This is a genomic window from Synechococcus sp. CCAP 1479/10 (assembly GCF_019038515.1).
GTDB lineage: Bacteria > Cyanobacteriota > Cyanobacteriia > PCC-6307 > Cyanobiaceae > Cyanobium.
On the sequence record NZ_JAFKRJ010000022.1, the window covers coordinates 162693 to 179023 of the forward strand.

Here is a 16331-nt window from a genome sequence, read left to right on the forward strand (position 1 = left end):
GAGGGAGGAATGGGATGGAATTCACATGGCAAGCGCTTCAGGCTTGGACGACCCCCTCCAGGGGGAAGCCCTCGGCGGCCCAGCGGCTCAGGCCGCCGTGGAGGTTGGCGACCTGCTGGCGGCCGGCCTTGAGCAGCTGCTGGGTGGCCAGCGCCGAGCGGCTGCCCGAATGGCAGACCACCACCAGCGGGCGACCTGAGGGGATCTCGCCGGAGCGGCTCTCCAGCTCCGGCAGGGGGATCAGCAGGCTGCCGGCCACGCGCCCGTCGGGCCCGTCGAACTCCTCGGCGGAGCGCACATCCAGCACCGTGACATCGCCGCGGTGGGCGGCCACCCAGGCCGGGCTGAGTTCGGGCAGCCCGGCATAGCTGCGGGCCATCGGCGCCCAGGCGGGCGCGGCGCTGGCGTCGCGGGGCTTGCCGGAGCGCATGTTGCCCGGCAGGGCCTGGGCGATCCGGTGGGGATGGGGCAGGCGCATGTTTTCCATGTGGCCCACGAAGTCCCGCTCGGTGGCGTTGCCGCCGAGGCGGGCGTTGAAGGCCTTCTCCTCGGTGACGGAGGTGACGCTGCGGCCGGTGTAGTCGTGCCCGGGGTAGAGCAGGCAGTGGTCGGGGAGGGTGAGGATCTGCCCGGTGATCGAGGCCCAGAGGGTGTGGGCGTTGCCCTGCTGAAAGTCGCAGCGGCCGCAGCCGCGCACCAGCAGGGCGTCGCCGGTGAAGGCCATCGTGTGGTCGTCGAGGACGAAGGTGAGGCAGCCGTCGGTGTGGCCGGGGGTGGCGCGCACCTCCACATGGCGGCCGCCGAAGAGGACGCGATCGCCGTGCTTCAGGGGGCGGGTGACGTTCTCGGCGCCGACGCTGGCCGCCAGGCCGATGGCGCAGCCGGTGGCCTCGTGCATCAGCCAGCTGCCGGTCACGTGGTCGGCATGGGCGTGGGTGTCGATCGCGGCCACCAGCTCGAGGCCCAGTTCCCGGATCAGCGCCAGGTCGCGGTCGTGCCGCTCGAAGACCGAATCGATCAGCAGGGCCCTGCGGCTGGCCACCTCCGCCAGCAGATAGGTGAAGGTGCCGGTGTCGGCATCGAACAGCTGGCGGAACAGCAGCGGCTCACCCCCGGCGGCAGCGAGGAGGGACAGGGAGGGCGCGGGCGCGACAGCCATGGGTGCTCGGGCATCAAGTGCTATGAGCATAGCCGCATAATCCCTCAGGGGGCCAGGCGCTCGATGGTCCAGGCCCCGCCCTCGGGCCGGTAGCGGAAGCGATCGTGCAGGCGGTTGCTGCGGCCCTGCCAGAACTCAAACTCGAACGGCACCACTCGCAGGCCGCCCCAGGCCGGCGGCAGCGGCACCTCGCCATCGGCGAAGCGGCGCTTCATGGCGTCCCACTGCATCTCCAGGATCGAGCGGGAGCCGATCACGGTGCTCTGCTGCGACACCCAGGCCCCCAGCCGGCTGCCGACGGGGCGCGAGAGGAAGTAGGCCAGCGACTCGGCGGCGCTGATCCGCTCGGCCCGGCCCAGGATGGCCACCTGCCGCTCCAGCCCATACCAGGGAAACAGCAGGCTCACCTCCGGGTGGGCGGCGATCTCGCTGGCCTTGCGGCTCTCGTAGTGGGTGAAGAAGACGAATCCCCGTTCGTCGAAGGCCTTCAGCAGCACGGTGCGGGCGCTGGGGCGCACGCCATCGCTGGTGCCCAGCACCATGGCGTTCGGCTCGTCCAGAGCGGCGGCCACCGCCTGATCGAACCAGCGGCGGAACTGCGCCACCGGATCGGCCGCCAGATCCCCCCGCCGCAGGTCCTGGAGCCGGTAGTCGCGGCGCAGCTGGGCGGGGTCGGTGGGGGGCACGCTCATCGACCTTCTGACTGATCGGCCTCGAAGCGCCAGAACGCCGCTGGGGCGAGGATCCTGCAGCCGGCATGCTCCTCGATGGCGAGGAGATCCTTGTCACCGGTAACGAGACAGCCACAGGCACCAGCCAGGGCCGTGGCCAGAATCCAGTCGTCGTCCGGATCGCGGCAGACGGGTGCAGCCAGAGGCACGGGCACAACGAGTTCCGCCGTCGCCGTCAGCAGCTGGGTTGCGGCCTCAATGACAGGCCCTGGCACACGAAATTTGCCGGCAAGCTTGGAGCTGAACTCCTCAAGAATGAAGGCGGACAGCACGATCTGATGGTGCTGCTGGGCATGCTCAAGCAGATCGTGGCAAGCGCCACGGGACAGGAAGGCGGCCAGCAGCACATTGGTGTCGAGCACCAGCCTCACGACACCAGGCGGAAGACGTCTTCATCGGTGAAGACCCCTTGGGCCTCTGCGTACGGACGCATGGTGGCCCGCAAGGCCCTGAAGCGGAGTGCCAGGAGGTAGGCCCGCAGGGCGTCGCGGACCAGATCGCTGCGAGAGATCCCCTCGGCGGCCGTGGCCTGGTCGAGCTCGTCCTTGAGATCCGCCGGCAGGCTGATGGAAATGCTTTCCCGCATGGAACACCTGCCACCTGTGCCAGATCCTGGCACAGGTGGACGGGAGGCCGACTGGCGTGGACAGCCGCAGCAACACCGGCAGCGCTGCGAAGGGTTCCACCCAGAAGAAGCTCAGCGCCGCAGAACGCCGTGAACGCCTGCAGGCCCTGCAGCAGGGCGACGACGGCGAGCTGAACTCGCAGAACATGTCCAGCCCCTTAATCGCCCAAACCCAAGGTGGAACGGCTCAGTGACGCCTGAGTGTGAGACACCGGTGGCACTTCCCTGTGCAGCCGCCCCAGCCCCTTGGCCACCCGCGCCGTCTACTCGTTCACCGGTTTCCCCGGCGTTCCGGAGCGCCACCTCTATCTCCACCACGACGGCTACCCCACCGGCGCCGCCTGGCGTTTCGCCACGGCCCTGCGCCAGGGGACGGAGCCGGAGGCCTTCGCGGCGGCCTTCCTGGCCAGCCAGCCCGGCGCCGAACCCCTGGCCGCCCCCGCCCAGGCCGCCGATGCCGAGTACCGCTATCGGGTGCAGCTGCTGGTCGGCGGCGGCGCGCTGCAGGTGGCCTGCTGGCGGCGGCTGCCGGGCGGCACCACCTGGCAGCCCCGCTGCGGGCCGATGGCCCTGGAGCTGTTCATCCGGCGCTTCCTGCCGGGGGATCCGCTGTGAGCCGCTGTTGAGCCCGTGTCAGGGCACGGCGTGCTCCAACGGGCTCGCCAGCGTGGGGAAGGCCCGCAGCAGTTGGCGATCGGAGGTGATCAGGCGGGTCTGGAGTGCCAGGGCGGCCGCCACGAACTCACAGTCGTAGGCGCTGCAGTCGCTCGCCTCCACCAGCCGGAACACATCGGCGGAATCCACCGCTACTTCCGAGCCTTGCAACAACGCTTCCGCCTGGCCCTGGAGCCTCAGCACCTGCTGGTGATCCAGCTGCCCGCGTCTCAGGTAACCGCTGAGCACGTTACGCAGCTCGCTGCGCCAGAGCACCGGAGCGGCCCATTCAGGGTCGTGAAGCAGCAGTGCCTCAGCCTTCTCGGTCTGGGGGCCTGGGAGCAACAGATGGGCCACCACGTTGGTGTCCACCACGATCACGGGCGGCCCTCGCGCTTGAAGGCATCGATCTGGTCGGGCGCGAACGCCGCTTCCGTCGGCAGGCTGTGGCGCAGGGCCCGGATCTGCTCCAGCCGCTCGGCGGCCGTGATGGCCTGGGGCGGAAGGGCCGCTTCCAGGCACACGATCGCTTCGTTGTTGAGGCTGCGGCGATGCTGCCTGGCCGCATGCTTCAGGCGGCCGTAGAGGTCGTCGGGGAGATTCTTGAGGGTGAGGCTCCTGGCCATCGCCGTTGCCGGGGCAGCGGCAACCATTCTGCAACCGAAATGGTGGCACTAGAACCTCCCCCAAGCGTCAGGAGGATCCCCTTGCGCCCTCGGCCAGCCGTACAGTAACGCGTACATGACGAAAGGTCTGCCGATGGACGCCATCACCTACACGGCGGCCCGCGCCAACCTGGCCCAGACCATGAACCGGGTCTGCGCCGACCATGAGCCGCTGATCATTACCCGCAACGGGCAGAAATCGGTGGTGATGATGTCCCTGGAGGACTTCAAAGCCCTCGAGGAAACCGCCTATCTGCTGCGGATCCCTGAGAATGCCAGGCGTCTGCTGCAGGCGACGGCCAGCCTGGACGCGGGCCAGGGCCAGGAGCGGAGCCTCAGCGAATGAGGCTGATCTTCGCTGAGCAGGCCTGGGAGGATTACCTCCACTGGCAGGCCACCGACAAGGTCCTGCTCAAGCGCATCAACGCACTGATCAAGGAAGCGTCTCGGACGCCGTTTTCAGGCACCGGCAAGCCGGAAGCGCTGAAACACGCGCTCGCTGGCTACTGGTCACGCCGCATCAACGACGAGCACCGCATGGTCTACAAGGTCGACGGTGACGCTCTCCTGCTGGCCCAGCTTCGGTATCACTATTAACCCCGCGTCCAGAAGCGCCGCACCTGCTGGGGCCAGTCCCAGCAGGCCCTATCAGCCCAGCCAGTCCTGGGGAAGGTGGGCCAGGGAGCGGAATTCAGGATCCTTGTGCACCAGCACCGCCCCCTCCTGCTCGGCGGCGGCGGCGATCCAGGCATCGGCCACGGAGAGGGGATGGGTGGCCTTGATGGCCGCCGCCCGGTCCAGCAGGGCGTCACTGGCCGCCACCCAATCCAGGGGCAGGGAGCGCAGCTGGGCATCGGCGAGGCGGGCGACCCGTTCGCCTTCGTCCTTCCATACCCGGTAGAGCAACTCCATGCGGCTCATGAAGCACACCAGGCAGCTGTCCTGGCGGGCCTGGGAGCGCTGCAGCAGTTCCGCGACGCGCTCCGCGCCGGTTTCGTTGTCGCGCAGGGCCAGCAGGGCGGAGGTGTCGAGCAGCCAGCGGCCGGCCATCAGGCCTCCTGCTGGCGATCGTGGCGGCGATCGGCGAGCAGACGGCTGCTGGCGCCTCCGGCGCCGGAGCCGCGGAAGGCGGTGATCGGATCCAGGGCAACGGGAACCACACGGATGGTCCCGTCGCCTTCCACGATCCATTCCAACCGCGTGGACGGACCCAGCTGGAAGCGTTCGCGGATCGGGGCCGGAACCACCGTCTGGCCGCGGGCGGTGATGGTGCTGCGCATCGCCTGAATTACTGCTCTTGAGTCATCGTAATTCAGTTGGCCTTGACCGGATGTGGAAGGGACGGCCGCGCACACCCCCGGCCAGCTGAGGCACGTCCTCGGGGCCGGCCCTTCAGCCCCCCCGCTTCAGAAACCGCCGCACCTGGCCCGGCCAGTCCCCCGGCAGGTCGCCCTGGCGCAGGCTCGTGCTCGCCATCGAGGTCAGCAGCGGCGTGCCCCCCAGCCGCAGGCTGTCGCCCACGTGCAGCACCACCGCCAGGCCCATCAGCAGCCAGGCCACCAGGTGCAGGCTGTAGGCCAGGTGGTGCAGCTGGCCGTCCCGTAGCCAGTCCTCCTGCATCAGCTTGCCGGTGGCCACCGCCAGCACCAGGGCCCCCAGGGCCATGGCGTTGGTGGCTCGCCGCAGGCGTGCCCGCCCCAGGGTGAGGGCGTAGGCGGCGAAGACCAGGCCCAGGGGCAGCAGCAGAAAGCCCGCCTGGCCGTGCAGGTCGATCCAGTTGCCGCCGGGGGTGAAGGGCAGCCGTCCCCAGCGGCCGTCGTAGCGGCTGTAGACGAACAGACCGCTCAGCCAGGCGGCCAGCACCAGCAACGCCGTGACCCCGTGGGTCAGCCGCAGCAGGGAGGGTTGGTAGGGGGGGCGGGCCATCGCGTCAGCCGGCGGAGATCAATAGCGTGTCACGGCAAAAGGGCCCGGATCGCTCCGGGCCCGGCAGGTGCTCAGGGCGCCGATGGCTGGGCGGGGTTCAAAGCCCCACTAACCGATCGACAGCGCCGTGAGGGCCACGGGGGTGCTGGCGGCGGCCGCCAGATCGAGGGGGAAGTTGTGCACGTTGCGCTCGTGCATCGCCTCGATGCCCAGGCCGCCGCGGTTGAGAATGTCGGCCCAGGTGTCGACCACGCGGCCCTGGTGATCCAGGATCGAGTGGTTGAAGTTCAGCCCGTTGAGGTTGAACGAAAAGCTCACCACCGCAAGAGCCGCGAACCAGATCCCCACCACCGGCCAGGCGGCCAGAAGGAAATGGAGGCTGCGGCTGTTGTTGAAGGAGGCGTACTGGAAGATCAGCCGGCCGAAGTAGCCGTGGGCGGCCACGATGTTGTAGGTCTCCTCCTCCTGGCCGAACTTGTAGCCCCGGTTCTGGGACTCGGTTTCGGTGGTCTCCCGTACCAGGGAGCTGGTGACGAGCGAGCCATGCATGGCCGAGAACAGGGCGCCGCCGAAGATGCCCACCACCCCGAGCATGTGGAAGGGGTGCATGAGCACGTTGTGCTCGGCCTGCAGCACCAGCATGAAGTTGAAGGTGCCGGAGATGCCCAGGGGCATGGCATCGGAGAAGGAGCCCTGGCCGATGGCGTAGATCAGCAGCACGGCGGTGGCGGCGGCCACCGGGGCGGAGTAGGCCACGGCGATCCAGGGGCGCATGCCCAGGCGGTAGCTGAGCTCCCACTCCCGGCCCATCCAGCAGAAGATGCCGATCAGGAAGTGGAAGATGATCAGCTGGTAGGGGCCGCCGTTGTAGAGCCACTCGTCGAGGCTGGCGGCTTCCCAGATGGGGTAGAAGTGCAGGCCGATGGCGTTGCTCGAGGGCACGACGGCGGCGGTGATGATGTTGTTGCCGTAGAGCAGGCCGCCGGAGACGGGCTCGCGGATGCCGTCGATGTCGACGGGCGGGGCGCCGATGAAGGCGATGACGAAGCAGACGGTGGCCGTGAGCAGGGTGGGGATCATCAGTACGCCGAACCAGCCCACGTAGAGGCGGTTCTCGGTGCTGGTGACCCAATTCTTGAAGCGATCCCAGGGATGGACCCCGGAACGCGACAGGGTGGTGAGAGTCATGGCAGGACATCCGAAGATGGACAGACCGGGAGCGAAGGGCGGCGAGATCGCCTTGCGGCCATGTCGCTTGCCGCTGCCGGACGATAAAACGATAACGTTGAACGATCCCCGATCGGGGCTGCTCCCCATGCGTGCTTCTGCTCAACCTGTTTCGGGCTCCCCCGGCAGCGGCGTGCGGCCCTGGCTGGCGTCGTTGGCGGCCCTGCTCCTGGTGCTGCTGCTGACCCTGGCGCCCGGCCTGGCCCGGGCCGACGACGGCCAGCGCTGGAGCCTGCGCGACCGGGGCGACAACCGCTGGTCGATGAGGATCTTCGAGCAGCCCGATCCCGCCTACCCCAGCGGCGAGCGCCTGCGCCTCAGCGCCCTCACCCCGGGCATCGCCGTCGACCACAGCCGGCCCCTGCTGCTCAGCGACGGCGTCGGCGGCTCCTGGACCCTGGCCAACCGCAGTGAGGAGCTGGTGGCGGTCGGGGCCGGGGCCCTGCCGGAGAGCTCGGCCCAGTTCGACATGGCGGACCTGCTGCCCCGCCCGAGCGACGCCCTGCCCCTGGTGCTCAGCCTGCCCCTGGCGGGAGAGGAATCGACGGAGCTGGTGCTGGGCCCGGAGGAGACCCAGGCCCTGCACGCGATGCCCAGCGCCGTGGTCGACGGCTGAGGCTGCCGGCGACGGCCGTTCGTCAGCGGCCGATGCGGATGCTGCGCAGTGAATCCATCAGACCCAGGATGTTGAGGAGCCACACCACAACGGCGACCACCACGACAATGTTCAGGATGCGTTTGATCTTCCCGTCCATGGGGATGTAGTTGTTGACGAGCCACAGCAGAACCCCGACGACGATCAGGGTGATGATGAGCGAAATCAGCGTCATGGTGCGTTCTCCTGTGGGTTGCAACGGATACAAAAATTAGGCTATATCTCCATAGGTCTATGCATCTGGATGCTGCAGATCTGCCGCAGAACCGAATGTCGATTATGACGATGTCTCTGTCATTCCTAAACTCGTAGGTGCCCCCTTTTCTGGTCGCCATGTCAGATTGTTTTGGGGACTATTTGCGCAGCATTGGTCGTATCCCCCTGCTGACGCCCGCCGAGGAATTGCATCTCGGCGCCCTGGTGCAGGACTGGCGCTCCCAGCCGGCCCCTGCCCCCAGCGAGGAACGGCGAGGCCGCCGCGCCTTCGCCCGCATGGTCACGGGCAACCTGCGCCTGGTGGTGTCGATCTGCAAGCAGCAGCACAACCGCATCCGCCAGATGCATCTGGATCCGATGGATCTGGTGCAGGCCGGCAACCTCGGCCTGATCCATGCGGTGGAGCGCTTCCTGCCCGAGCGCGGCTACAGGTTCTCCACCTACGGCTCCTGGTGGATCCGCCAGGCGGTGCACCGCCATCTCCAGGAAACGGCCGGTCTGATCCGGATCCCGCCCCAGATGGCGGCCCTGGCCCGCAAGGTGCATGCCCTGCGCCAAGCCTCCCCGGAGCCCCTGACGCTGGCCTCGATCGGCGTCCAGCTGGGGGAGAGCCCGAGACGGCTGGAGACCGTGCTTCAGGCCTCCCACGACCTGCAGACCCTCTCCCTCGACCAGACCCTGGGCAGCACCGACGGGGAGGTGAGCCTGACGGATCTGATCGGCGATCCCAGCGAGCCCGGCCTTCAGGACGATTACCTGTGGCTGCACCGTGCCCTGCTCCAGTTGTCCCCTCTGGAGCGCCGGGTGCTACGTCTTCGCTATGCCGGCGCCGATTCCCCGTCGCTGGCGAAGATCGGCGAGGGCATCGGCCTGTCCAAGCACAAGGTGCAGCATCTGGAGCGCAAGGCCCTGTTGAAGATGCGGGGATGTCTGGCCGAGGAAGCCTGATCCGTGCGCCGAGGGCCTGTCATACGGTCCGACCACTGATCAGTCGGGCCGCAATCACGATCAGGGCAATGACCAGAAGCAGATGGATCAGGCCGCCCATGGTGTAAGACGTCACCAATCCGAGCAGCCAGAGAATCACCAGAATGACGGCGAGTGATTCCAGCATGGGGTCCTCCTTTCAATGGTGATGCGTTGGTGACGCGTCAGGGACGCGTAGGTGAATGGGCCGGTTACTTGATCTTGTCGGCCAGTTTGTCGGCGGCATCACTGGCCTTGCGGGCCGCGGCCTTGGTGCCGTCCTTGACAACTTCGGCCGCGTTCATCGCGGAGGCCTGCACCTGCTTGGCTTTGCCCTTCACCTGGTGACCCGTGTCACCGGTGATTTCGCCATAGGCCGATTCCATCTTGCCTTCGGCTTCCTTGGCTTTGGCGTTCATCTTGTTGGACATGGTGGCGATAGCGACGGGGGTGAGAGAGGGGGCATGGCTGGCCATGGCCGTGGCTGGCCACTGGATCATCAGGGAGACAACCAGGGCGGCCATGGAGGCCAGCGTCAACAGGCGTCTGCGGATGCGACATCTCATCGGATCTTGCTTCGAGGTGGTCAACCCTTCTCTACGGAGCGCGGAGCCCCGCGAAGATTTCTTTTCTCCCCATCTGCGGCGGCAGGAGGCGGCATCTCTCACCTGTTGAGTGGTGCCAGGCTGTCTGGACGATGTAGCGATTCATGTCCTTTCTGCAGCACTCTGCGTCGTTTCTGCCATAAGCAGCCAGATCCACTCACGGGCCCCCATGAACACCACCCGCCTGGAGGCCTTCAGCGACGGTGTGCTGGCCATCGTCATCACGATCATGGTGCTGGAGATCAAGGTGCCCCACGACACCCAACCGGCGGCCCTGGTGCCCCTGATCCCCGTCTTCCTGAGCTATCTGCTGAGCTTCATCTATATCGGCATCTACTGGAACAACCACCACCACATGCTGCACACCCTGCAGCGTGTCAGCGGCCCGGTGCTGCTGGCCAACCTGCATCTGCTGTTCTGGTTGTCGCTGGTGCCCTTCGCCACCGGCTGGATGGGCCAGAACCACCGGGCGATCGCTCCTGCGTTCCTCTATGGCGCCGTGATGGTGATGGCGGCCCTCGCCTATTTCATCCTTCAGGGCCGGATCATCGCCAGCCAGGGCCCCGACTCCCTGCTGCGCCGGGCCGTGGGCCGCGACTGGAAGGGACACACCTCCCTGAGCCTCTATCTGGTGGCGATGCTGGCCAGCCTGCGCTCTCCGGCCGTTGGCCAGGCCGTCTATGCGCTGGTGGCCCTGATGTGGCTGGTCCCCGATCGGCGCATCGAGCGGGTGCTCTCCGACTAGGCGCTCCGGCCAATCAGGCGGCCTGGACGCTGACCAGCTCTTCGGCGGCGAAGGCTGCCGCCTGCTCCAGCAGGCGCCGTTCCTCCTCATCGGCCCGGGTGCAGGCGAAGCCGTAGCGGGCCCGCACCCGCTCGGAGGCCTGCCGCAGCGCCAAGGTCCCCTTGGTGCGCAGCTCCGCCACCGTCACGGTCTGGCCCGGGGCGAGGTGCTCGAGGATCACCGTGGACGGGGAATAGAGGCGGCTCCTGCCCCCATCCGGCCATTCCAGCGTCAGCTCCACTTCCGGCATGGCGCCCCCCACCACCCATTGGCAGGATTGTGGGCCGGGGCCGCCCCGGCTGCGGTGACGATCACGACAGCACGATCACGGCAGCTTGATCACGCCAGCGCCCCAAAGCCCGTGAGCGGGGTCTCACCGCGCCAGATCTCCTGCAGCTGACCCCCTGCCTCCAGCACCAGCCGGCGCTCCGCCATGAACGTGCCGATCCGCGCCAGCAGCAGGCCGCCGCAGGCGGCCACCCGCTCCGCCAGCCGGTTCTCCTGATCGGGCCGGGCGGCCAGCAGGAAGCCGAAGCTGGGGAAGCAGGTGAGCCAGGGCTCCAGCGCCACCCCCTCGGGGGGCTGGATTGCCCCCAGATCCAGGCTCAGGCCGCAGTCCGCCGCTTCGCAGAACATCGCGGCGGTGCCCACCAGGCCGCCCATGCTGATGTCCTTGGCGGCATGGACGCTGGCGTCGGCCGCCAGTTCCGCCATCAGGGCCAGCTGGCGCCGCAGCCGGGCCGGTTCGGCGTCGGTGGCCGCATCCCAGCAGAGGGAGGCGCCGCGGAAGCCGCCGTTCGGGTCGATCAGCAGGTGGCAGTGGTCGCCGGGACGGGCGGCGCGGGCCGAGAGCACCGGGCCGGCGGCCGTGCCCAGCACCGCCACCGCCAGGGCGTCGTAGGGGCTGTGCAGGTTGGTGTGGCCGCCCACCACCGGCACCCCGAACACCTCCGAGGCCCGGCGCAGGCCGGCCAGGATCGGTTCCGCCTGGGCGGCGCTGCGGCACCAGAGGCTGTTCACCACCGCGATCGGGGTGCCGCCCATGGCCGCGATGTCGCTGAGGTTCACCAGCACCCCGCACCAGCCCGCGAACCAGGGGTCGTTGGCCACCAGGGCCGGGTCCAGGCCCTCACTGGCCAGGAGCAGCGGCGTGGCCACCGCCGGCAGCAGGGCGGCGTCGTCGCCGAGGGCGGCGGCGGGCCCCAGGGCGGGAAAGGGCTGGTGGGGAAAGGTGGCTGCCGGGGGCTGGATGTCGGTCTTGCCGGTGAGGCCGCTGAGCTGGCGCAGCCGGGCGGCCAGGGCCGCCAGGTCAGGATCCTGCGGCCCGGGACGACTCACGCCGCCGCCACCCCCGCCACCTCGCCCGCCGCCAGGGGGCGCCGCTCCAGGCCGGGCTGGTAATAGGAGAGATCGGCCTCCATCAGGTGGTGGGGCAGGCCGCGGATCTCCAGGGTGTCGATGGAGGTCCAGTGCAGGCGCTGGAAGAAGCGCACGTTCTGGAGCTGCACCGTGGCCAGGAAGCGATCGCAGCCCCAGCCGTTGGCCGTTGTCACCGCCTTCCAGATCAGGCCCTTGCCGATCTGGTTGTGGCGGCGGTGGTCGCCGTGCACCCCGAGCCGGCCGCCGTACCAGAGGCGGGGCCGCTCCTCCAGGATCCGCACCACCCCAATCACGCCGCTGCCACTGCCGGCGCTGTGGTCGAGGGCGGCGATGGGATAGGCGTGGCCATCCTTCTCATCCCGGTCGGAGTCTTCGAACAGGTGCTGCTCCTGGCAGAAGATGGCGCTGCGCAGCTGCCAGTAGCCCTCCTCCAGGGGCGTGCCGCGCCGCAGCAGATGGAAGGAGAAGCGCTGGGAGCTGGCCGTGGGCGAGAGCCGGAAGTCCTCGGCCTCGATCGCCACCCCCCGCCGCACCGAGGGGGTGAAGGCGGCCGGCGCCGAGCTGGCGCTGCGGCCGATGTCGTGGCTGGAGGGGTCGATGAAGAACATGGCCGCGCTCAGGGGGTGCCCGGCTCCGGGCCGGCTTCGAACAGGGACAGGGCCGAGCAGGCGCCGCACTTGGCGCAGCCGGCCGCCATGGCCTCGGACCTGAGGTCGGAGGCCCGCAACCGGTCGCCCACGGCCGTGTACACCGCCACCATGAAGTCGGTGGAGGGGGCGGGATGGGCTTCCAGGGGGGTGCCGGCGATCGGCACGAAGGGCACCACGAACGGGTAGACCCCCAGGGCGATCAGCCGCTCGCTCACGGCAATGAGGGAGGCGGCGCTGTCCCCCAGGCCGGCCAGCAGGTAGGTGGACACCTGGCCCCGGCCGAACACCGCCACGGCCTCGGCGAAGGCCTCCATGTAGCGCTCCAGCCCCAGCTCCGACTTGCCCGGCAGGATCCGCCGCCGCACCTCCTCTTCCACCACCTCCAGGTGCATGCCGAGGCTGTCGACGCCGGCGTCCTTCATGCGCCGGTACCAGGCCGGGTCTTCGGGGGGCTCGCACTGGGCCTGGATCGGCAGGTCCACCCGGGCCTTGACGGCGGCGGCGGTCTCGGCCATCAGCCTGGCGCCGCGGTCGTCGCTGTTGGGGGTGCCGGTGGTGAGCACCAGCTGGCGCACCCCATCAAGACGCACCGCCGCCTCGGCCACCTCCGCCACCTGGGCGGGCGTCTTTCGCACGAGGGTGCGGCCATCCTCCAGCGACTGCTCGATGGCACAGAACTGGCACGACTGGGTGCGGTCGCGGAAGCGGATGCAGGTCTGCAGGAGGGTGGTGGCCAGCACGTCCCGGCCGTGCAGCAGGGCGATGGAGCGGTAGGGGATGCCTTCGGCGGTGGCCAGGCCGTAGAAGCGCGGCTCGGGCGGGGTCTCCACCGTCAGGGGCCCGGCGTCGTCGGCTGCGAGGGTCGCGGTGGTGCCGCTCACCTCCAGGCCGCCGGCGGCGGCGGTGTCCAGCCGGTAGGGCGAGCTGCCGGCCAGGGCGTTGTAGACGGGCACCATCACCGTGGTGCCGTCGATGCTGAGGGCGCGGTGATCGGACGGGCCGGCGCCGCCCCGGCGGCCGGGGTTGCCGGGCACCGCCGGGTCGACCACCCCGTGCACCTGCAGTTCGGTGAGCCGTCGGCCCAGGGCGCGGCGATCGTGCTCAGCCATGGTGCAGCTCCTCCAGCATGGGCAGGCTCAGGGGGGCCAGGCCGCCAACGCCATCGGCAGCGGTGCCGGGCTCGATCGGGCGTTCGTGCAGCTGGCGGGCGGGGCTGCGGTCGATCAGCAGCCCCAGCAGGTCGGGGCGGCTGTAGTGGCCGACGCTGTCCATCATGCGTTTGCGTTTGGTGATCAGGGTCAGGTCGAGTTCGGCGATGGCCAGCCCCTCGCCATCGGGCAGCGGCCCGGCCAGGTACCGCCCCTCCGGGCTGATCACCGCCGTGTGGCAGCCCCCCTGGCAGGCCTTCTGCAGCACCGGATCGGGCGTGATCCGCTCGATGTCCTCCGGCTCCAGCCAGGCGGTGGAGGAGACCACGAAGCAGCCGGCCTCAAGGGCGTGGTGGCGCAGGGTGACGGCGGTCTGCTCGGCGAAGATCGGCCCCACCAGCGAGCCGGGGAACTGGGCGCAGTGGATCTCCTCGCCCTGGGCCATCAGGCTGAAGCGGGCCAGGGGGTTGTAGTGCTCCCAGCAGGCCAGGGCGCCGATGCGCCCGAGGGCGGTGGGCACCACCTGCAGGCCGGCCCCATCCCCCTGGCCCCACACCATCCGCTCGTGATACGTGGGGGTGAGCTTGCGGCGCTTGAGCACCAGCTCACCGGCCGCATCGATCAGCAGCTGGGCGTTGTAGAGGCTGCCGCCGTCGCGCTCGTTGATGCCCAGCAGCACGTGCAGGCCGAGTTGGCGGGCGGCGGCGGCGATCCGGCCCAGGGCAGGGCCGGGCACCGTCACCGCCTGCTCGTAGAGCTTCAGGTGCGACTTGCCCATCAGCACTGGCGGCTCCACGAAGGAGAAGTAGGGGTAGTAGGGCAGGAACGTCTCGGGGAAGACGATCAGCTGCACCCCGGCCGCGGCAGCCTCCTCCATGGCCGCGACCACCCGCGCCACCGATCCCTCCAGGCTGTAGAGCACCGGACGGATCTGGGCGGCGGCGACGGTGACCGTGGCTGGCATTCAGAGCGTCCAGGTGTCGAGGATGAAGGCGCCTTCCTTGCGGTGCAGGAGCACGATGTCGAGCACATCGAGGGGGTTGACCGGGATGATCCCGGGGATCAGGGCGCCTTCGCCGTGGCCGTAGAGGGCCTGGAGGGCGAAGCGGCAGGCGTAGACCTTGCCGCCCTGATCCATGAACTTCTGGATGCGGGCGCCGAAGTTGAGGTGGCCGTCGAAGGCGGCATCACCGAGCTTGGGGAAACCCCGCTGCAGACCCAGGGTCACCCCCGGGCCGTAGAGCAGGATCGAGGTCTCGAAGCCCTTGTTGATCAGGCGGCTGGCCTGCAGCAGGTTCACCAGGCCGATGGAACCCTCGAAGGCAACGGTGTGGAAGGTGACCAGGGCCTTCTCCCCGGGTTCGGCCTTGACGTCGGGAAAGACCTTCTCCTCGTAGTCGACGAGGAACTCACCCGTCTGGTTGGCGGGACGGCTGACCTGGGGCATGGGGAAGTGCGGTCGGTGGAATCGGCATGGGGGACCGTGCCACGGATGAACTTTTGTTCTGTGTCGCCGATGCCACCGAATGCCGGCGCCGGGTACCGGTACTCACGGCGCCCGGGCGATCCGTGCCGGTCGTTACAGGAGGTATCGCCAGCGGCGGCCAGCATCGGTTTTCGTTCAGGCGCCGGGGTGGCTGTGGCAAGGGGTTCGGAGTCGGTGCAGCGGCACCCGGTGGTGGTGGTGGGGGGCGGCCAGGCGGGACTGTCGATCGCCCACTGCCTGCAGAAGCGCGGGGTGCGGCCCCTGGTGCTGGAGCGCCACCGCATCGGCCATGCCTGGGCCCGCCAGCGCTGGGAGTCCTTCTGCCTGGTGACGCCGAACTGGCAGTGCCGCCTGCCCGATTTCCCCTACGACGGCGACGACCCCGAGGGCTTCATGGGCCGCGAGGAGATCGTCCGCTATGTGCAGCGCTTCGCCGACCACATCCAGGTGCCCGTGCGCGAGGGCGTGGCGGTGAACCGCCTGCAGGCGAGCGGCACGGGGTTCCTGCTCTCCACCGATGAGGGCCCCATCGAGGCGGAGCAGGTGGTGATCGCCACCGGCGGCTACCACCGCCCCAAGCGCCACCCCCTCGCCGCCCGCCTGCCGGAGTCGATCCTGCAGATCGATGCCCGCGACTACGACAGCCCCGCCACCCTCCCCGCCGGACCGGTGCTGGTGGTGGGCAGTGGCCAGTCGGGCTGCCAGATCGCCGAAGACCTGCACCTGGCCGGCCGTCGGGTGCACCTGAGCGTCGGCAGCGCCCCCCGCTCCCCCCGCCGCTACCGCGGCCGCGACGTGGTCGACTGGCTCGATCGCATGGGCTACTACGCCATGCCGATCGACCAGCACGCCGATCCCAGGGCGGTGCGGGGCAAGACCAACCACTACCTCACCGGCCGCGACGGCGGCCGGGAGATCGACCTGCGCCGCCGCGCCCTCGAGGGGATGGTGCTGCACGGCCGCCTGGCCGACCTCGGCCACGACCGCATCCAGTTCGCCGGCGATCTGGCCGCCAACCTCGACGGGGCCGATGCCGTGCACAGCCGCATCTGCCGCAGCATCGACGACCACATCGCCAAAGAGGGCCTCGAGGCCCCCGAGGAAGCGCCCTACGTCCCCTGCTGGACGCCTCCCCCAGGTGCTCCCGAGCCACTCGAGCTGACGGCCGAGCCGCTGGCGGCGGTGATCTGGTGCACGGGCTACAGCCCGGATTTCTCCTGGGTGGAGGTGCCCGTGTTCGATGGCGCCGGCCATCCGGTCCACGAGCGGGGCCTCACCCGGGTGCCGGGGTTTTACGTCCTGGGCCTGCCCTGGCTGCACACCTGGGGCTCGGCCCGCTTCTGCGGCGTCGCCGACGACGCCGAGTACCTGGCCGAAGCGATCCGCCTGCGGGCCTCGCACCGGGCCGCCAGCCAGGAGCGGCTGGAGTGCACGGCTCTGCTGGGCACCTGAGC

Annotated in this window: 27 protein-coding genes; 8 read left to right on the plus strand and 19 right to left on the minus strand. The window is 69.3% G+C overall.

What is annotated here, in order from left to right; translation table 11 throughout:
- Positions 1-37 precede the first annotated feature (37 nt).
- The 4 genes from KUG39_RS06735 to KUG39_RS06750 are packed head-to-tail and all read right to left on the minus strand — an operon-like array spanning position 38 to position 2476.
- Positions 38-1159, minus strand: coding sequence for an MBL fold metallo-hydrolase (locus KUG39_RS06735; RefSeq protein WP_216914027.1), 1122 nt, complete (start codon positions 1157-1159; stop codon positions 38-40).
- A gap of 44 nt (positions 1160-1203) precedes the next feature.
- Entirely contained in the window at positions 1204-1851 is a 648-nt protein-coding gene (pdxH, locus tag KUG39_RS06740; RefSeq protein ID WP_216914025.1) for a pyridoxamine 5'-phosphate oxidase, read from the minus strand.
- Entirely contained in the window at positions 1848-2252 is a 405-nt protein-coding gene (locus KUG39_RS06745) for a putative toxin-antitoxin system toxin component, PIN family (RefSeq protein WP_216914023.1), read from the minus strand. Before KUG39_RS06745 ends, pdxH begins: the two co-directional genes overlap by 4 nt.
- A gap of 5 nt (positions 2253-2257) precedes the next feature.
- A complete protein-coding gene (locus KUG39_RS06750) occupies positions 2258-2476 on the minus strand; it encodes a CopG family ribbon-helix-helix protein (RefSeq protein ID WP_181280100.1) in 219 nt (72 codons plus the stop codon).
- A gap of 56 nt (positions 2477-2532) precedes the next feature.
- Here KUG39_RS06750 and KUG39_RS06755 point away from each other — a divergent pair, with 56 nt between their 5' ends.
- On the plus strand, positions 2533-2709 hold the full coding sequence (locus KUG39_RS06755) for a hypothetical protein (protein WP_216914021.1): 177 nt from the start codon (positions 2533-2535) through the stop codon (positions 2707-2709).
- A 52-nt stretch (positions 2710-2761) separates the two neighbouring features.
- The gene (locus KUG39_RS06760) at positions 2762-3130 is read left to right on the plus strand and encodes a hypothetical protein (protein WP_216914019.1); all 369 of its coding nucleotides are present in this window, start codon (positions 2762-2764) and stop codon (positions 3128-3130) included.
- A gap of 18 nt (positions 3131-3148) precedes the next feature.
- On the opposite strand, the gene KUG39_RS06765 is transcribed toward KUG39_RS06760, so the two are convergent.
- Both KUG39_RS06765 and KUG39_RS06770 read right to left on the minus strand, forming a co-directional pair.
- Complete coding sequence (locus KUG39_RS06765; RefSeq protein ID WP_216914017.1) at positions 3149-3550, minus strand: type II toxin-antitoxin system VapC family toxin; 402 nt, start codon at positions 3548-3550, stop codon at positions 3149-3151.
- The gene (locus KUG39_RS06770; protein ID WP_216914015.1) at positions 3547-3795 is read right to left on the minus strand and encodes a FitA-like ribbon-helix-helix domain-containing protein; all 249 of its coding nucleotides are present in this window, start codon (positions 3793-3795) and stop codon (positions 3547-3549) included. Before KUG39_RS06770 ends, KUG39_RS06765 begins: the two co-directional genes overlap by 4 nt.
- A 115-nt stretch (positions 3796-3910) precedes the next feature.
- On the opposite strand from KUG39_RS06770, the gene KUG39_RS06775 reads away from it, so the two are divergent.
- On the plus strand, positions 3911-4180 hold the full coding sequence (locus KUG39_RS06775) for a type II toxin-antitoxin system Phd/YefM family antitoxin (protein WP_286193008.1): 270 nt from the start codon (positions 3911-3913) through the stop codon (positions 4178-4180).
- On the plus strand, positions 4177-4431 hold the full coding sequence (locus KUG39_RS06780) for a Txe/YoeB family addiction module toxin (RefSeq protein ID WP_216914013.1): 255 nt from the start codon (positions 4177-4179) through the stop codon (positions 4429-4431). Before KUG39_RS06775 ends, KUG39_RS06780 begins: the two co-directional genes overlap by 4 nt.
- A 51-nt stretch (positions 4432-4482) precedes the next feature.
- Here KUG39_RS06780 and KUG39_RS06785 read toward each other — a convergent pair whose 3' ends face one another.
- The 4 genes from KUG39_RS06785 to psbA form a co-directional block, all read right to left on the minus strand.
- Positions 4483-4884 carry a PIN domain-containing protein gene (locus KUG39_RS06785; RefSeq protein ID WP_094585873.1) on the minus strand — a complete coding sequence of 134 codons (402 nt, stop codon included), beginning with the start codon at positions 4882-4884 and terminating at the stop codon, positions 4483-4485.
- Positions 4884-5114: an AbrB/MazE/SpoVT family DNA-binding domain-containing protein gene (locus KUG39_RS06790; protein ID WP_216914011.1), complete on the minus strand. Its 231-nt coding sequence runs from the start codon at positions 5112-5114 to the stop codon at positions 4884-4886. Before KUG39_RS06790 ends, KUG39_RS06785 begins: the two co-directional genes overlap by 1 nt.
- Before the next feature lie 112 nt (positions 5115-5226).
- The gene (locus tag KUG39_RS06795; protein WP_216914009.1) at positions 5227-5760 is read right to left on the minus strand and encodes a cytochrome b/b6 domain-containing protein; all 534 of its coding nucleotides are present in this window, start codon (positions 5758-5760) and stop codon (positions 5227-5229) included.
- Between the two features lie 108 nt (positions 5761-5868).
- The gene (gene psbA, locus KUG39_RS06800; RefSeq protein WP_216914007.1) at positions 5869-6948 is read right to left on the minus strand and encodes a photosystem II q(b) protein; all 1080 of its coding nucleotides are present in this window, start codon (positions 6946-6948) and stop codon (positions 5869-5871) included.
- Between the two features lie 127 nt (positions 6949-7075).
- Between psbA and KUG39_RS06805 the strand changes: the two genes are divergently transcribed.
- Positions 7076-7603 (plus strand): DUF3122 domain-containing protein, encoded by a 528-nt coding sequence (locus KUG39_RS06805; RefSeq protein WP_233133962.1) that lies wholly within the window; start codon positions 7076-7078, stop codon positions 7601-7603.
- Positions 7604-7625: 22 nt separating this feature from the next.
- On the opposite strand, the gene KUG39_RS06810 is transcribed toward KUG39_RS06805, so the two are convergent.
- Complete coding sequence (locus KUG39_RS06810) at positions 7626-7817, minus strand: Thivi_2564 family membrane protein (protein ID WP_094585869.1); 192 nt, start codon at positions 7815-7817, stop codon at positions 7626-7628.
- A gap of 182 nt (positions 7818-7999) precedes the next feature.
- On the opposite strand from KUG39_RS06810, the gene KUG39_RS06815 reads away from it, so the two are divergent.
- On the plus strand, positions 8000-8806 hold the full coding sequence (locus KUG39_RS06815; RefSeq protein WP_158219548.1) for a sigma-70 family RNA polymerase sigma factor: 807 nt from the start codon (positions 8000-8002) through the stop codon (positions 8804-8806).
- A 19-nt stretch (positions 8807-8825) separates the two neighbouring features.
- Here the strand turns inward: KUG39_RS06815 and KUG39_RS06820 are convergent, their stop codons facing one another.
- Together KUG39_RS06820 and KUG39_RS06825 are read right to left on the minus strand one after the other, a co-directional pair.
- Positions 8826-8972: a lmo0937 family membrane protein gene (locus KUG39_RS06820; protein WP_143594130.1), complete on the minus strand. Its 147-nt coding sequence runs from the start codon at positions 8970-8972 to the stop codon at positions 8826-8828.
- Positions 8973-9036: 64 nt separating this feature from the next.
- Positions 9037-9363, minus strand: coding sequence for a CsbD family protein (locus KUG39_RS06825; protein WP_233133961.1), 327 nt, complete (start codon positions 9361-9363; stop codon positions 9037-9039).
- A 235-nt stretch (positions 9364-9598) separates the two neighbouring features.
- On the opposite strand from KUG39_RS06825, the gene KUG39_RS06830 reads away from it, so the two are divergent.
- Positions 9599-10174 carry a TMEM175 family protein gene (locus tag KUG39_RS06830; protein WP_190611369.1) on the plus strand — a complete coding sequence of 192 codons (576 nt, stop codon included), beginning with the start codon at positions 9599-9601 and terminating at the stop codon, positions 10172-10174.
- 13 nt (positions 10175-10187) lie between these two features.
- Here the strand turns inward: KUG39_RS06830 and KUG39_RS06835 are convergent, their stop codons facing one another.
- From KUG39_RS06835 to KUG39_RS06860, 6 genes are all read right to left on the minus strand, one after another.
- The gene (locus KUG39_RS06835; protein ID WP_094585866.1) at positions 10188-10463 is read right to left on the minus strand and encodes an MSMEG_0570 family nitrogen starvation response protein; all 276 of its coding nucleotides are present in this window, start codon (positions 10461-10463) and stop codon (positions 10188-10190) included.
- Between the two features lie 89 nt (positions 10464-10552).
- Positions 10553-11551: a sll0787 family AIR synthase-like protein gene (locus KUG39_RS06840; protein WP_216914005.1), complete on the minus strand. Its 999-nt coding sequence runs from the start codon at positions 11549-11551 to the stop codon at positions 10553-10555.
- Positions 11548-12201 carry an MSMEG_0567/Sll0786 family nitrogen starvation N-acetyltransferase gene (locus KUG39_RS06845; protein ID WP_190611372.1) on the minus strand — a complete coding sequence of 218 codons (654 nt, stop codon included), beginning with the start codon at positions 12199-12201 and terminating at the stop codon, positions 11548-11550. The genes KUG39_RS06840 and KUG39_RS06845 overlap by 4 nt, the downstream gene beginning before the upstream one ends.
- An 8-nt stretch (positions 12202-12209) precedes the next feature.
- Positions 12210-13352 carry an MSMEG_0568 family radical SAM protein gene (locus KUG39_RS06850; protein ID WP_216914003.1) on the minus strand — a complete coding sequence of 381 codons (1143 nt, stop codon included), beginning with the start codon at positions 13350-13352 and terminating at the stop codon, positions 12210-12212.
- A complete protein-coding gene (locus KUG39_RS06855) occupies positions 13345-14355 on the minus strand; it encodes a Nit6803 family nitrilase (RefSeq protein ID WP_216914001.1) in 1011 nt (336 codons plus the stop codon). Before KUG39_RS06855 ends, KUG39_RS06850 begins: the two co-directional genes overlap by 8 nt.
- Positions 14356-14838, minus strand: coding sequence for an MSMEG_0572/Sll0783 family nitrogen starvation response protein (locus tag KUG39_RS06860; protein ID WP_035833359.1), 483 nt, complete (start codon positions 14836-14838; stop codon positions 14356-14358).
- A gap of 186 nt (positions 14839-15024) precedes the next feature.
- Here KUG39_RS06860 and KUG39_RS06865 point away from each other — a divergent pair, with 186 nt between their 5' ends.
- Entirely contained in the window at positions 15025-16329 is a 1305-nt protein-coding gene (locus KUG39_RS06865) for an MSMEG_0569 family flavin-dependent oxidoreductase (protein ID WP_216913998.1), read from the plus strand.
- Positions 16330-16331: the final 2 nt, after the last annotated feature.

What these genes read in the sequence shown, in the direction of transcription:
- KUG39_RS06780 (WP_216914013.1), top strand. Translation starts at nt 4,177, where the DNA reads ATGAGGCTGATCTTCGCTGAGCAGGCCTGGGAGGATTACCTCCACTGG.
- KUG39_RS06750 (WP_181280100.1), bottom strand. Translation starts at nt 2,476, where the DNA reads ATGCGGGAAAGCATTTCCATCAGCCTGCCGGCGGATCTCAAGGACGAG.
- KUG39_RS06790 (WP_216914011.1), bottom strand. Translation starts at nt 5,114, where the DNA reads ATGCGCAGCACCATCACCGCCCGCGGCCAGACGGTGGTTCCGGCCCCG.
- KUG39_RS06820 (WP_143594130.1), bottom strand. Translation starts at nt 8,972, where the DNA reads ATGCTGGAATCACTCGCCGTCATTCTGGTGATTCTCTGGCTGCTCGGA.
- psbA (WP_216914007.1), bottom strand. Translation starts at nt 6,948, where the DNA reads ATGACTCTCACCACCCTGTCGCGTTCCGGGGTCCATCCCTGGGATCGC.
- KUG39_RS06735 (WP_216914027.1), bottom strand. Translation starts at nt 1,159, where the DNA reads ATGGCTGTCGCGCCCGCGCCCTCCCTGTCCCTCCTCGCTGCCGCCGGG.
- KUG39_RS06845 (WP_190611372.1), bottom strand. Translation starts at nt 12,201, where the DNA reads ATGTTCTTCATCGACCCCTCCAGCCACGACATCGGCCGCAGCGCCAGC.
- KUG39_RS06835 (WP_094585866.1), bottom strand. Translation starts at nt 10,463, where the DNA reads ATGCCGGAAGTGGAGCTGACGCTGGAATGGCCGGATGGGGGCAGGAGC.
- KUG39_RS06830 (WP_190611369.1), top strand. Translation starts at nt 9,599, where the DNA reads ATGAACACCACCCGCCTGGAGGCCTTCAGCGACGGTGTGCTGGCCATC.
- KUG39_RS06795 (WP_216914009.1), bottom strand. Translation starts at nt 5,760, where the DNA reads ATGGCCCGCCCCCCCTACCAACCCTCCCTGCTGCGGCTGACCCACGGG.
- KUG39_RS06775 (WP_286193008.1), top strand. Translation starts at nt 3,911, where the DNA reads ATGACGAAAGGTCTGCCGATGGACGCCATCACCTACACGGCGGCCCGC.
- KUG39_RS06805 (WP_233133962.1), top strand. Translation starts at nt 7,076, where the DNA reads ATGCGTGCTTCTGCTCAACCTGTTTCGGGCTCCCCCGGCAGCGGCGTG.
- KUG39_RS06855 (WP_216914001.1), bottom strand. Translation starts at nt 14,355, where the DNA reads ATGCCAGCCACGGTCACCGTCGCCGCCGCCCAGATCCGTCCGGTGCTC.
- KUG39_RS06860 (WP_035833359.1), bottom strand. Translation starts at nt 14,838, where the DNA reads ATGCCCCAGGTCAGCCGTCCCGCCAACCAGACGGGTGAGTTCCTCGTC.
- KUG39_RS06810 (WP_094585869.1), bottom strand. Translation starts at nt 7,817, where the DNA reads ATGACGCTGATTTCGCTCATCATCACCCTGATCGTCGTCGGGGTTCTG.
- KUG39_RS06785 (WP_094585873.1), bottom strand. Translation starts at nt 4,884, where the DNA reads ATGGCCGGCCGCTGGCTGCTCGACACCTCCGCCCTGCTGGCCCTGCGC.
- pdxH (WP_216914025.1), bottom strand. Translation starts at nt 1,851, where the DNA reads ATGAGCGTGCCCCCCACCGACCCCGCCCAGCTGCGCCGCGACTACCGG.
- KUG39_RS06770 (WP_216914015.1), bottom strand. Translation starts at nt 3,795, where the DNA reads ATGGCCAGGAGCCTCACCCTCAAGAATCTCCCCGACGACCTCTACGGC.
- KUG39_RS06850 (WP_216914003.1), bottom strand. Translation starts at nt 13,352, where the DNA reads ATGGCTGAGCACGATCGCCGCGCCCTGGGCCGACGGCTCACCGAACTG.